14 protein-coding genes are annotated in these 13,338 nt (G+C 40.3%); 9 read left to right on the top strand and 5 right to left on the bottom strand.

Annotated features, from left to right (window positions below):
* The first annotated feature begins 41 nt into the window (after window positions 1-41).
* The 5 genes from yihA to LXL81_RS26980 all read left to right on the top strand — a co-directional run bounded on the left by yihA (window position 42) and on the right by LXL81_RS26980 (window position 4,237).
* A complete protein-coding gene (gene yihA, locus LXL81_RS27000) occupies window positions 42-656 on the top strand; it encodes a ribosome biogenesis GTP-binding protein YihA/YsxC (protein WP_234650803.1) in 615 nt (204 codons plus the stop codon).
* Between the two features lie 123 nt (window positions 657-779).
* On the top strand, window positions 780-1,274 hold the full coding sequence (locus LXL81_RS26995) for a DUF5606 domain-containing protein (protein ID WP_234650802.1): 495 nt from the start codon (window positions 780-782) through the stop codon (window positions 1,272-1,274).
* An 84-nt stretch (window positions 1,275-1,358) separates the two neighbouring features.
* The gene (gene deoC / locus LXL81_RS26990; RefSeq protein ID WP_234650800.1) at window positions 1,359-2,018 is read left to right on the top strand and encodes a deoxyribose-phosphate aldolase; all 660 of its coding nucleotides are present in this window, start codon (window positions 1,359-1,361) and stop codon (window positions 2,016-2,018) included.
* Window positions 2,015-3,163: a glycosyltransferase gene (locus LXL81_RS26985; RefSeq protein WP_234650798.1), complete on the top strand. Its 1,149-nt coding sequence runs from the start codon at window positions 2,015-2,017 to the stop codon at window positions 3,161-3,163. The genes deoC and LXL81_RS26985 overlap by 4 nt, the downstream gene beginning before the upstream one ends.
* A 123-nt stretch (window positions 3,164-3,286) precedes the next feature.
* Window positions 3,287-4,237: a 3-oxoacyl-ACP synthase III family protein gene (locus tag LXL81_RS26980; protein ID WP_234650796.1), complete on the top strand. Its 951-nt coding sequence runs from the start codon at window positions 3,287-3,289 to the stop codon at window positions 4,235-4,237.
* Window positions 4,238-4,315: 78 nt separating this feature from the next.
* On the opposite strand, the gene LXL81_RS26975 is transcribed toward LXL81_RS26980, so the two are convergent.
* Window positions 4,316-6,310: a M1 family metallopeptidase gene (locus LXL81_RS26975; protein WP_234650794.1), complete on the bottom strand. Its 1,995-nt coding sequence runs from the start codon at window positions 6,308-6,310 to the stop codon at window positions 4,316-4,318.
* A 135-nt stretch (window positions 6,311-6,445) separates the two neighbouring features.
* Here LXL81_RS26975 and meaB point away from each other — a divergent pair, with 135 nt between their 5' ends.
* Both meaB and LXL81_RS26965 read left to right on the top strand, forming a co-directional pair.
* Window positions 6,446-7,441 (top strand): methylmalonyl Co-A mutase-associated GTPase MeaB, encoded by a 996-nt coding sequence (gene meaB / locus LXL81_RS26970; RefSeq protein ID WP_234650792.1) that lies wholly within the window; start codon window positions 6,446-6,448, stop codon window positions 7,439-7,441.
* Between the two features lie 144 nt (window positions 7,442-7,585).
* On the top strand, window positions 7,586-8,068 hold the full coding sequence (locus LXL81_RS26965; RefSeq protein ID WP_234650791.1) for a DUF5004 domain-containing protein: 483 nt from the start codon (window positions 7,586-7,588) through the stop codon (window positions 8,066-8,068).
* Between the two features lie 76 nt (window positions 8,069-8,144).
* On the opposite strand, the gene nhaA is transcribed toward LXL81_RS26965, so the two are convergent.
* Together nhaA and LXL81_RS26955 are read right to left on the bottom strand one after the other, a co-directional pair.
* Entirely contained in the window at window positions 8,145-9,308 is a 1,164-nt protein-coding gene (gene nhaA, locus LXL81_RS26960) for a Na+/H+ antiporter NhaA (RefSeq protein WP_234650789.1), read from the bottom strand.
* Window positions 9,309-9,352: 44 nt separating this feature from the next.
* Window positions 9,353-9,784 carry a DUF4440 domain-containing protein gene (locus LXL81_RS26955; RefSeq protein ID WP_234650786.1) on the bottom strand — a complete coding sequence of 144 codons (432 nt, stop codon included), beginning with the start codon at window positions 9,782-9,784 and terminating at the stop codon, window positions 9,353-9,355.
* A 243-nt stretch (window positions 9,785-10,027) separates the two neighbouring features.
* Here LXL81_RS26955 and LXL81_RS29205 point away from each other — a divergent pair, with 243 nt between their 5' ends.
* Both LXL81_RS29205 and LXL81_RS26945 read left to right on the top strand, forming a co-directional pair.
* Window positions 10,028-10,903, top strand: coding sequence for a diacylglycerol kinase family protein (locus LXL81_RS29205; protein ID WP_234650784.1), 876 nt, complete (start codon window positions 10,028-10,030; stop codon window positions 10,901-10,903).
* Between the two features lie 34 nt (window positions 10,904-10,937).
* On the top strand, window positions 10,938-11,273 hold the full coding sequence (locus LXL81_RS26945; protein ID WP_234650782.1) for a translation initiation factor: 336 nt from the start codon (window positions 10,938-10,940) through the stop codon (window positions 11,271-11,273).
* A 173-nt stretch (window positions 11,274-11,446) separates the two neighbouring features.
* Here LXL81_RS26945 and LXL81_RS26940 read toward each other — a convergent pair whose 3' ends face one another.
* On the bottom strand, window positions 11,447-11,896 hold the full coding sequence (locus tag LXL81_RS26940) for a hypothetical protein (protein ID WP_234650781.1): 450 nt from the start codon (window positions 11,894-11,896) through the stop codon (window positions 11,447-11,449).
* A gap of 75 nt (window positions 11,897-11,971) precedes the next feature.
* The gene (locus LXL81_RS26935) at window positions 11,972-13,213 is read right to left on the bottom strand and encodes an ABC transporter permease (protein ID WP_234650778.1); all 1,242 of its coding nucleotides are present in this window, start codon (window positions 13,211-13,213) and stop codon (window positions 11,972-11,974) included.
* Window positions 13,214-13,338: the final 125 nt, after the last annotated feature.

Here is a 13,338-nt window from a genome sequence, read left to right as displayed (position 1 = left end):
AGAAAACCAGTACCTTTGTATTCAAATTATAAACTACCACCATGAAAATTCAAGAAGCAAAGTATCTTATGAGCAACTCCGATTATGAGAAATGCCCTAAGCCTGATTTGCCGGAATATGCGTTCATTGGTCGGTCAAATGTAGGAAAGTCTTCATTGATTAATATGCTTACCGGAAAAAAGGGCATGGCAAAAACGTCACAGCAACCCGGAAAGACACAATTGATCAATCATTATTTCATAAACCAGGTTTGGTACCTCGTTGATTTACCGGGATACGGATATGCAAAGGTAAGCAAAACAGAACGCGAAAAATGGGAAAAAATGATCGGCGATTATTTACATAACCGTCCAAATCTTATCTGTACGTTTGTTTTGATTGATATTCGTCATGAAGCGCTAGCAACCGACCTCGAATTTATGGAAGAGCTTGGTCAGGGCGGCATTCCTTTTCATATTATTTTCACCAAAGCAGACAAGCTAAAACCGTATCAGCAGGCTGAACAAGTAAAAAAATATACTGAAAAACTTGCAGAAATCTGGGAAGAGATTCCACCAATGTTTGTGACGTCAGCTGAAAAAGGAGAAGGCCGTGACGGGATTCTTGACACAATACAATCTTATAATCAAACGTTTGAAAAACCTGGCGTGGAATAAGGTTTGCTTACCGAGCAATCTTTCCGTTATTTTGCGGAAAATTTAATTTTGTCACAATTGTATATTCAATAATTTGGCAATCATAGTCTATAAATAAAGAGACCACTAATAGCATAACTAAGGATGAGCGAGAAAGTAGAATCAACAGGAATGGAATTGTTGAAAGAGATAGCTAATGTTTCAGGGAAAGGCGGATTGTTCCGTATTTTGAAACCAAGTCGCGCAGGTGTTATAGTTGAGAGCCTGGATGAAAAACACGAAAAATCACTAATTGGGCCAACTGCACGTGTTTCTGTTTTGAAAGACGTTTCTATTTTTACGGAAGGTGAACAAGAATCAATTCCTTTGGCAGATGTATTTCTTAAAATCAGAGAAGTACATGGCGAAGAAATCACTTTGCAGGTTAAGAGCGCATCAGACAAAGATCTTATTGAATTTTTGAATGAAATTCTTCCTGATTTCGACCGTTCAAGAGTTTATGTTTCTGATATTAAAAAGGTAATTACCTGGTATAATTTGTTGTCGAAATATATCCCTGAGCTTTTTGTAGCCGGTGCGGAAGAAACTCCGGAAATTGAAGCGGAAGCTGAGGTTGAGACGCCGAAAACTGAAATGTAAAAATAGTATTGTATAAGATTGAGCAAAGCCCCGTCGTCCAGACGGGGTTTTTGCATTATCTTCATTATACGAATTCCTCCGCTCATGACAAACATTTCCCAATACATCGACCACACACTCCTCTCACCAACCGCAAGCGAAACGGATATCCGGAAAATTTGTGAGGAGGCCTGGATTCATCAGTTCAAGGCAGTTTGTGTTGCGCCTACTTACGTGGCCTACACTAAGGAAATGTTTGAGTTTTGTCCTGTACGAATTGAAATTGTGTCCGTTATCGGTTTTCCGTTGGGTTATTCAACAACGGTAACAAAAATTGCAGAGGCAATAAACGCGCTTAGGGATGGAGCGACAGAATTGGATGTGGTGATGAACATTGCTCAATTCAAGTCCATGGCTTATTTGAGCATTCGGGAAGAATTGAGGCAATTGTCTGATTTGGCGCATGAGCACAATGCATTATTAAAAGTCATTATCGAAACAGCTTATCTTGATTCATTCGATCTTTACACGGCCTGCGAAATTTGTGCCGAAGCAAAAGTCGATTTTGTAAAAACATCAACAGGATTTGCACCGGCCGGTGCGGATCTTGAAACGGTCACAAAGATGCGTTCAATCCTGCCATCTGAAATCAAAATAAAAGCATCGGGAGGAATCAGGACTTACGACCAGGCTCTTGCGTTTATAGAAGCCGGAGCCGATAGAATCGGAACTTCATCAGGTGTTATGATGATGACAGCACAATGAAACCACGCGTTTTGCTGCTAAGCACAGTGCATCCGCCGACCGATCCGCGTATTATGTACAAGATTGCGCCATCGCTTGCTACGGATTATGCTGTGATTTGTGTTTTACCAAAGCTGGAAAGAGCTATGGGTAAAAAGGATTTTGAAACGATATCTTTACCATTTTTTCGAAATTTACTGCTGAGGATTTTACTTTGCCACCCGGTTTTACTTTGGAGATGTTTGCGTTTTCGTCCGGCAATTGTGCATATCTTTGTGCCCGAATTGATACCGATAGCGTTTCTTTTTCACTGGTTGGGTGCGAAAGTGATTTATGAAGTACAGGAAAACCTTTATAAAAAATTCTCTATCAAACAGTTTAACAAAGCAGTTGTCTTTCAACTACTTTTTAAATTTTTCGATCGGGCCGCCAGGAAAAAATTTTATTGCCTTTTTACCGAACACGCTTATTTGAATGAATATAAAAATTTGCCTCTCACCTCCGCAGTTGTTCATAACTATGTTGCATTGCCGTTCATTGACCGTTATTATGGAAAACATGAGAAGCAAATAACAAAGCCGCCTGTATTTTTCTATTGCGGCGTAATTTCAATGGAACGGTCTTTTGATGTGTTGGTAGCAGCATTGATCAGATTAAAATCCAGACATCCGGATTTTAGGATGCATATGTTTGGTAAGTTACAGTTTGATATAATGGATGCAGAAAAGTTACCGGGTTTTTTCAAAATCCAGTCAAATATCGTTTTTCACGGTTATACAGATCTGAAAAATGCGCTGCCATTTGCCAGAGGAGCAACAGCAGGAATTGCATTATTAAAACCGGTTGCAGATTATACGGATTCTTATACTACGAAAATATTTGAATACATGGCCATGCAATTACCTGTGATCACCTCCGATTTTCCCTTATACCGGGATGTGGTAGAAAACGCAGGGTGTGGTTTTTGTATATCACCCTACGACTCAGATACGTTGGCAAAGAAATTGGAGTGGCTCGTAGAAAATCCGGAAAAAGCCGGGATTATGGGCCGAAAGGGTAGAATCTCAACAGAAACTTATTACAATTGGGCAAACGAAGAAAAGATTTTGCTTAATTTTTATACAAATTTATTGAAACCTAAAAAATCATACTTTTTAACAATTTAAATATTTGTATAATTTTATAAACTTATTATTGAATTGTTCAAATATTTAGTACTATGCTTTCTACGAAATATTTAACTTTCGGAATTAAACAGAATAGTAGATTGCGAAGTCAACTTCTCAACCATGTATATTAATACACTCAGTCATTATCTACCAAGTGAAGTAATTGGTAATGAATATTTTACAAAACTTAATAATCTTTCCAGCGAATGGATTGTAGAACGCACCGGAATTTACGAGCGTCGCAAAGCCGGAGAAGGTGAGAATACTGCAACCATGGCAATTGAAGCTGTAAATTTATTACTGGCTGATGATAACGTCCCATATAGCAAAAATGAAATTGATTTGATCGTAGGAGGGACCTACACACCTTACGACACCATCGTAACTGTTGCACACGCGGTTCAGCATCATCTTTCGTTGCCGGATATTCCTGTCGTAACCATTTCTTCCGCATGTTCTTCCTTGCTGAACGCCATTGAAATTGTCGAGGGATATTTTGCCATGGGTAAAGCATCCAAAGCGCTGGTGATTGTTTCCGATCATAACACAGCTTATTATAACGAAAGCGATACCGTTTCCGGGCATTTGTGGGGCGACGGTGCTTCTGCCATGTTGATTTCAAAAGAAAGACAGTCCGAATCGGATATGTTTATCAAGAAACTGATTACCGGTGGTGCAGCTACCAGTGGAAAAGCCATTGAAGCAGTTGTACTTCGCCCGAACGACCGTGGTGTGGTTATGCCTTTTGGTCGTGATGTTTTTCAGAATGCCTGTATATATATGCCAAAGGTTAGTCAGCAGGTTTTGCAGGCCTGCGGTTTAACGATCGATGATCTTGATTACCTGATTCCCCATCAGGCCAATCACCGGATTAGTCTGAATGTGATCAATACTTTGGGGATTCCGGCTGAAAAGTTAATCTCCAATATTCAGTATCTGGGAAATACCGGCTGTGCAGGCTGCGCCATTGCACTTTCTGAAAACAGATCAAAATTCAAAAAAGGAGAAAATATTGTTATTACCGTTTTTGGCGGAGGATATTCCTATGGTGCCATGTTGATAACAATTTGATATACTTTTAAATAAAAATACCTCGCAGAAGTAGAAATCTGCGAGGTATTTTTATTTTTTGAAATTGGTCTGTTACGATTAATTCGCCTCCGTTGGAGCAAACTTAACCGGCCTCCATGTATTATTTTGTGGATTGATATCCGGAAGCTGATTATCCGGGTCAATCGTAACCGACTTGATTGGCTGCTGTGTATCTACGCGGAAAGACCATTTTCCACCACGCTGCCAAACTTCTATGGGCAATTCTACTCTTGTCTTTTTACCGCTGATTTCTTCAACATCAACTTTTGCCGGCATGGCCATCTGGTCAAGATTTTCGATTGTGATGACAGAACCTTTCTGAGGGTTTTGCTCAACATAAGAGACTTCCTTTACGCTCTGATCAAGTTTGTAATTTTCAAAAAACCAGCCTTTCCAGAACCATCCCAGATCTTCACCTGCTCCGTCTTCCATCGTACGGAAAAAGTCGTAAGGCGTAGGATGTTTGAATGCCCAGCGTTTTACATACAAATGAAAAGCATAGTCAAAACGATCTTTTCCTAAAATCTGCTCACGCAATATTTTCAGACCTAAACCCGGCTTGTAATAGGCTTCCCAACCAAGATTTGAAGGCTGAACCACATCAGGAATTGTCATGATCGGATCTGCATTATCACGGAACATTACAGGTGCCAGGCGGTGCATATCCCCCATCTGGTTATCCTTGTATTCTCCATTATTAAAATTATCGCCGGAAAGAAAATTGATAAAAGTATTAAAACCTTCATCCATCCAGGCATACTTACGCTCATTACTACCCACGATCATTGGAAACCAGTTGTGACCAAATTCATGATCCGTTACACCCCAAAGATCATCTTTACGGCTTTTGCTGCTGCAAAAAACGATTCCGGGATATTCCATTCCACCTACGATTCCAGCCACGTTGGTTGCAACCGGGTAAGTATACTCATGAATATAATTTGAATAAAACTCGATACAGCCTTTCACATATTCCGTAGCACGCCCCCATCCTTCCAATCCGCCATCCTCAGCAGGATATACAGATTGCGCCAAAGCTGTTTTCCCGTTTGGCAAATTCATACGTGCCGCATCCCAGACAAATGCCTTTGAGGTAGACCAGGCCACATCACGCGCGTTGGTACAATGAAATTTCCATGTTAACGTACCCGATTGTTTTGGACGCGACGAAGGATTGGTAACTTCCTCAGCCGTACGGATCATTACTGTCTGATCGCTTTTTGCTGCATCAGCCAAACGTTTTCTTTGGTCAGCGGTCAAAACTTCTGCCGGATTAACCAATTCTCCTGAACCTACAACAATGTGATCCCAGGGCACAGTAACCGCATAATCAAAATCACCATATTCCAGATAAAACTCACCGGCACCAAGATATGGAAGCACATTCCAGCCCTCTATATCGTCAAAAACAGCAACACGCGGATACCACTGAGCCATTTCATAAACAATACCGTTTTTCGTTTCCAGCGTTCCCATACGGTCAGAACCGTATTCAGGTACTTTGAAAGAATAGGCAATCTTTATTTTGATCACATCCCCGCTTGCTTTCACAGCATTGGTCAGGCGGATCTGCATACGTGTATCCGTGATGATATAATTTGCTTCAACCGCCTTATCTTTTCCCTGCTGAACAGAGACGGATTTGATGGCATCTCCCCCATTGAAATTAACATTACCAAAACGGCCACCCGTAATTGGCGTTGATTTTCCTCCGCGGGATTCAGTATTAAAAGAATTCTGATCCAGTTGAAGCCAGATAAATTCAAGTGCCTGGGGGCTGTTATTTTTGTAGGTAATTTCAACATCACCTGTTATTGTCTGCTCTTTTTCATTCAGAGCAACATTTAGCTTGTAATCTGCACGGTTTTGCCAATAAGCAGGACCAGGAGCACCGCTACCCGTACGATACTCACTTCCTGGCTGGAAATTAAATAAAGGATGAAAAAGCACATGCGCATCATACTTTGGCTTGTCCGCTTCCTGAGCAGAAACACTTATGGTCCCAAGGCAACACATGGCCATCACCCATAAGCGTGAAGAGAAGATTTTCATTCGTATTGTTGAAAAGTAAAATATTAATTCTAAACGAACAATATACGGCTTTTAGCCTTTTTCCAAACAAAAAAGGTTTCATTATTGCTATTCATTAGCGAATTTTACAAACTTCCTATCAATAACGCCCAATTCATGCGCCATCGCCTTACTGTTGAAGCCTATACACAAGGTATCCTTTCCGGCGACAGGATTATTCTAAGCCGCGCAATCACGCTGATTGAAAGTAAACTCAGGAACGACAAAATTCTGGCTAAAACGGTACTGGAAAATATTCTTCCTAATTCAGGCAAATCGATACGTGTTGGTATTACCGGCGTTCCGGGTGTGGGAAAAAGCACTTTTATTGAAGCTTTTGGAAAACATATCACATCCCTGAAAAAAAAGGTTGCAGTATTAACAATTGATCCTTCAAGCAAAAAAACCGCCGGAAGCATTCTGGCGGATAAAACCCGGATGGAAGAACTTGCCAGAGACCCGTTGGCATTTATTCGTCCGTCTGCTTCCGGATTGTCTCTTGGTGGTGTTGCCAGAAGTACGCGGGAAACCATTTTATTATGTGAGGCTGCGGGTTATGAAATTATTATCATTGAAACCGTCGGCGTTGGACAATCCGAAACGCTGGTGAAAGGCATGAGTGATTTTTTCCTTCTGCTTATGCTTGCAGGTGCGGGAGATGAACTCCAGGGAATCAAAAAAGGGATTATGGAAATGGCTGATGCCGTTGCAATCAACAAAGCAGACGGTGCCAATGAAACAGCTGCGGAACTGGCGGTATCAGAATATCAAAATGCCCTCCATTTATTTCCAAAATCCGATTCTGATTTTATCACAAAAGTGCTAACCTGCTCTGCTTTGGAAAAGTTCGGAATTTCTTCAATCTGGGAATTGATTACAGAATATCAGGAAGCGACAATTAAAAACGGTTATTTTCAAAAAAACAGACAAGCGCAAAATCTGGAATGGATGCATGATTATATCCGGCAAACGCTGGAAGATCAGTTTTATGAAAACAGCATCATAAAAAAAGCTATCGCCACCTCAGAAAATTCCGTAAAAGAGGGAAACGAACTTCCTGTGGCAGCCGCTGAAAGATTGCTGGATATTTTCAGGAAAACTATAACAAAATAAATCCGCTTCAATTCCGGCGGCAATTCTTCGCCATTAACTCAGATTTACGACTCATTCTGCCTGAAATTATCATTCAGCACAATTTTTACAGTATTTTTGAAGTTTGAATATCATATTGAACATTTAACGCTTAACTCCTTCACCATGAAGATTTTTAACTATTTCAATAAAACGGCCTTTCTTGCTTTCTTTTTTATTGCTTTTGCATTTGTTGCCTGCAAAGACGACGATGATAAAACAACAACACCTGTTGATAACAATCCAATTGTTGGAAAATGGCAGCTGACTTCTATTACGCCGGAAACAGCCGGAACTACAATCGCCGGCCTTGATTTACTTCCTGCTTTGGCTCCCTGTATTTATAGTTTGAAATTTACTTTTACATCAGATAATAAAGTAGCCCTTTCGGATTGTGACGCGGCAGTAACTTTGATTGGTGGACTGATAAAAATTGAAAGCACGACAACATGGAAAGTTGATAGTGGAAAATTGACTTTGACAAACGGAACAACAACCAATACATTTGGTTTGACACAAAATACGAACGATATGCAAATCGTTGTCAATACAAATACAACCGGAACAGGTGCTCCTGTAAACGCAGTTCTAAGTTTGAAGAGACTTTAAAGAAGAATATTGCTTTATTGAAGAGGCCAGATTTGTCAAACAAATCCGGCCTTTTTATATCAAAACCATAAACGATTTAATTTTTTTTGGCGGACATTTTACCAATTTGTGTCAACCAGATCAATCCAATAATGGCAGAAAGTGATGTTCCGGCGATGATGGCAATTTTCGCACTATTCTGAAGTTCGATATCTTTAAAAGATAGTGAAGCAATAAATATGGACATTGTGAAACCAATTCCGGCCGTAAAACCAAGGCCAATCAGATGTTTCCAGCTAATTCCCTTTGGTAATCTGGCAAGTTTTGCTTTGACCGCCAACCAGGATAAACCCACAATACCCAAAGGTTTCCCAACAATGAGACCCAGTATCACACCAAAACTCAACGGCGAAACCAGTGATTCAGAAATATTGGAGGGCAGGATTATTGCCGTATTGGCCAATGCGAAAATGGGCATAATCAGATAGTTAACTGGCTGATGCAATATATGTTCCAGTTTAGGAATTTTGTGCAGCGGCATGGTCATCGCCAAAAGCACACCCGCAATGGTGGCATGGATTCCGGATTTTAATACAAAATACCAGAGAATTCCTCCAAGCAAAAGATACCAGATCGTTCCTTCCACTTTAAAATAATTCAGCATAGAAAGCACCGCAACAATACCCGCTGCGTACAATAGCATATCTGTCTGGATATTGCTCGTATAAAAAACAGCAATGATAAGTACTGCAATTAAATCATCTATGACCGCAAGTGCAGTAAGAAAAACTTTCAGGCTGAAAGGGACCCTATCTCCCAAAAGCGATAAAATGCCTAATGAAAAAGCAATATCAGTTGCTGTCGGAATAGCCCAGCCGTGGGATGACGGACCTGTTTTATTTAATAAAAAATATATAATCGCCGGCATCATCACACCTCCTACGGCCGCCAGGGTTGGTAATAGTGCTTTTTGAACCGATGCGAGTTCACCGGCCAAAACTTCCCTTTTTATTTCCAGTCCGACAAAAAAGAAAAACACAACCATCAATCCATCATTGACCCAATGTTCGATACTTTTTTCCAGTGGTCCGATGTGGATTTCTTTATGCCAAAAAGAAAGGTAATTTTCTCCCCCGGATAAATTGGCCAAAAGCAAAGAAATTGCTGTCGCAATCAGCAAAAGTATTCCCGACAATCTACCGGTATCTGCAAGATCCCTTATTGGATGTATTAATATCTTTTTTAATCGTACTTTTTTCAAATCTGGTATTGTTTAGTCAAACAATTTCTATTAATAACCGCTTATTAGCTCGAATGATCGCAAATAATCGTCCATTTTCCCTTTAATTTTTTCCAAAGCAAAGTATAGTGGCCGCTTACATCTCCTTTCACCGGTCGTTTCAAACTATATTTTCCAACCAAAAAAGCCATATCTTTTGCAGGAAATGTCAAATTGATAAACGTAAATGTCAAGGTTCCCATCGAAGCACGATCAGGATAACGCTTTAAATAATTTTCATATGTTTTTTTGTAGCCATAAGTAACGCCGGGTTTCCCCACAAACATCAGGGAGTCGGATTCCCAGTATCCATTCATGAAAGATTTTACATCACCGCGGTTCCAATCTGCATTCTGGCGTTTCAAAATAGAATAAATTTCATCCCGGTCAGCCTTCGACTGGGCCATTACAAAAGTGGTCAGTGATAATAGAAGTAATGTTAAAACACAGTTTCTCATATTTTTTACGGATTTTTGTAAAATGTTTCTTTCGTTTAAAGATACAGGAAAGATTCTTTCCGGGATAGTTAAGTTTAAATTAGTCCCGGAACCCAAAAATTAGCAAAATTGACTGGCAAAATGAGCAAGTTTGATGATATTTTTAAAAAGCTTGACCGACAAAAATATCCTTTTATCGACGGCTTATACTACCTTTTCATTATCATTTTCATAGGTATTCTTTTTTTATTTTTCGCTTGATCCGTGGCAGATTCCTATCTATTTATCATTAACCCAAGTTCCGGAACTTCTATCGGACAGCACCCTGAAAAAATCTCGAATGCAATTGAAAACTTTGTAAAAAGCAAAGGTGGAAAATCGCTGATTATTTTTACGAAAGGGCGCGGGCATGCCACAGAGCTGGTTAAAGAAAACCTGGACAAGGAAAACTGGAAAGCGGTTGTTGCCGTTGGCGGCGACGGAACAGTGAACGAAGTGGCCAAAGCATTGGTAAACCGTTCGACCCCTCTGGGAATATTGGCGCTTGGATCTGGTAACGGACTTGCCCGCCATTTGGGATTACCTTTAACATTGGAAGCAGGTTTGAAAAGACTCTTCTCAGGTTCAATTAATACGATAGATTCGGCCGAGCTTAACGGGATTCCGTTTTTTTGTACTGCCGGAATGGGTTTTGACGCCTATGTGGGTGATTTGTTCAGCAAAGCAAATTCGCGTGGATTGGCCACCTACATGAGTGTCTCCTTAAAATCTTACTGGAATTACAAACCGCAAACGTATAAGTTGAATGGAAAGAAAGTTGAAGTATTTTCTTTGTCATTTGCCAATGCAGGGCAGTATGGAAATAATGCGTGGGTAGCTCCTCAGGCAAGTTTATATGATGGTTTGCTTGATGTTTGTACTATCCTTCCTTTTCCAAAATGGTATGGTTCAAATCTTACCTACCGGCTATTTACAAAAACGCTGAAACCTTCAAAATATATTTCATATCAGTTAGCCCAGGATGCAATTGTTGAGGCCGACAAACCTCCGATGATCCATTATGACGGCGAACCTTTGCAATTGGAAACAACGAGGATTGAAATAAAGATCAAACCTAAAAGTTTAAGGGTTATCGTTTAATTGATTTGTCAAAATCTCCTTTACTAATCTGATTATGTCAAAAAAGAACCGCTCAGGGATTATTTATTCAACCAATCCAGATTTCGAGTATTCCGATTCCGGCCAGGATGAAGCAGAAACATTGGCACCGGCACAGCAGGATCTACGCGTATGGCTTGACAGAAAAGGCGGCGGAAAAGTAATTACCGTGGTGAAAGGATTTGTCGGAACCTTGGCAGATCTGGAAGCCTTAGGAAAACAAATTAAAGTACTCTGCGGTAGCGGCGGCTCGGTAAAAGATGAAGAAATCCTGATCCAGGGAGATCACCGGGAAAAGGTAATTGCCTGGCTGGTGGGGAAGGGCTACAAAGCTAAAAAAGCGGGAGGATAATTAATTTTGAATGAGTGAATGATAGAATGAATGAATGGGATGGCTCATTCAATTTTTTCTGATATGAATAACATAGTAGGGCGAATTATATCCAAACTAAAAAGCAGTTCAAGCTATTATGTTCCTATCCCCCATTCTATCATTCAATCATTCACTCATTCTATCATTCAAAATTAAAGCACCTTCGTTGTGTCAATTTCTGTCGGCTGTTCAGGCTGGACTTTTGGGAAATTTGTTGGATTCTGGGTTGCACCGCCTGCCAAAACTTCTACATTCGTTACAAAAAATTTCGTATCTCCATTCCATGGAAGATTGAAGAATTTTTCTTCATAGGTAAGCGAAACACGATGCCCGCTTGCAATTGCCTGTTCCAGTTTTTCAATCGCATCTTTATTTTTCCCGCTTACAGAGAAAGTCCATTCGGATGCATTCAAAGAACCGTCTCCCTCATACAAACCGCCCATTTTCAATTCTCCTTCGTAGGTTTTGAAAAGATATCCTTTGTTACTCAGACGAGTAACAAATCCGCCTCTTTTACCTTCACTGTAATACCCAAATGTTAAATAATATAGAGCTCCAAAAACAATGACAAGGAGAACGATGATAATGACCCATTTACGCATAATTAGTTCGTTAGTTATATGTGTTTGTGTGATATTTGAGGCAACTACGGAAAACTGAATGATTTTTCCAATTCCTTATTTTGCTCTGATCGCAATTACAGGGTCCATTCTGGATGCAAGCATGGCCGGAACAATACCGGATAAAACACCGATGATGCATGACACAGACAAACCAAGAATGATGTTCCCCGGCGTCAGAATGATCACCAAAGTCCCCAGTTGCATGAACGATAAAAGATATACTAAAAAGATGCCAACCAGTCCGCCGACCAGACTTAGCATAACTGCTTCAAATAAAAACTGGAAAAGTATAGAATAATTTTTGGCCCCAAGTGATTTCTGGATACCGATCAGGTTGGTTCTTTCTTTGACTGAAACGAACATAATATTGGCAATTCCAAACCCTCCTACCAAGATCGAAAAGCTGCCAATTACCCATCCTGCCAGCGATAAAACGGAAAATAATCCGGAAACTGCCTGTGCAGCAGCCTCGGGTTTGTTGATTGAAAAATTATTTTCGTCCCTTGGTTTTATCCCTCGCTTGGTACGCATAAGGCCAATAACTTCTGCTTCCACTTCTTTCATACCTTCATCACTTTCTTTTGCTTTTACGACAATGTCCGGATCGGGACGCCCGGATTGAAAAAGTTTTGCAAAAGCGCCATAGGTGATTATGCATTTTTTATCAGGGTTTCCTCCAAAATCTACGAGGCTTTCTCCTTTTTTGACCTGGACACCAATAACTGTAAATTTATTTCCATTTAGCTTAAAAACTTTTCCCTCAGCAATCTGGCCAGGGAAAAGTGCCTGTGCAATGTCCGCACCAATGATGGCTACATTTCTCGCATTCGTTGTTTCAAGCGGAATAAAATAACGACCTGTTGCCAATGGAACATCAGAAATTTGATTGTATTCATAAGAAACACCCTGAATCAACGAGGCAATACTATTGGATCCGTTTTTTAGAGTGATATTCCCCCTGAAATCCATAACGGCAACGGCGCTCGCATTTTCAAGATTGTCGTACAGATATTTATATTCCGAATTGGAAGGACTTGGCCATTGAAAATATTTCCACCACTGATATTCTCCCCCAAAACCCCAGGGCCATTTTTGAACATATAAAACCTTTTCACCAATCGCGCTCATACTGTCACGAATACTTTTTTCCAGGGAATCCACAATGGTAAAAACCGCTACAATAGCGAAAATACCAACGGTAACACCTAAAAGTGAAAGTGTGGTGCGGGTAATATTCGACTGTAATGCCTGCCAGGCAAACCGGAAACTTTCAAATATTTGCCGTAGAAATTTCATAGTGGCCTCTTAGGGTAAAATTTGTCCTGTAAAATATTGAATTCGAAAAGTTAACCGAAAAGGATTGTCCTCAGAAGCAAATTAGTATAAAAGGCAGTTTCAGCGTTTGAACAGCTTAATGAGGT

The organism is Dyadobacter sp. CY356 (assembly GCF_021440195.1).
GTDB lineage: Bacteria > Bacteroidota > Bacteroidia > Cytophagales > Spirosomataceae > Dyadobacter.
The sequence above is the reverse complement of the archived record's forward strand: the minus strand, read 5'-3'. Positions and strand labels throughout refer to the sequence as shown.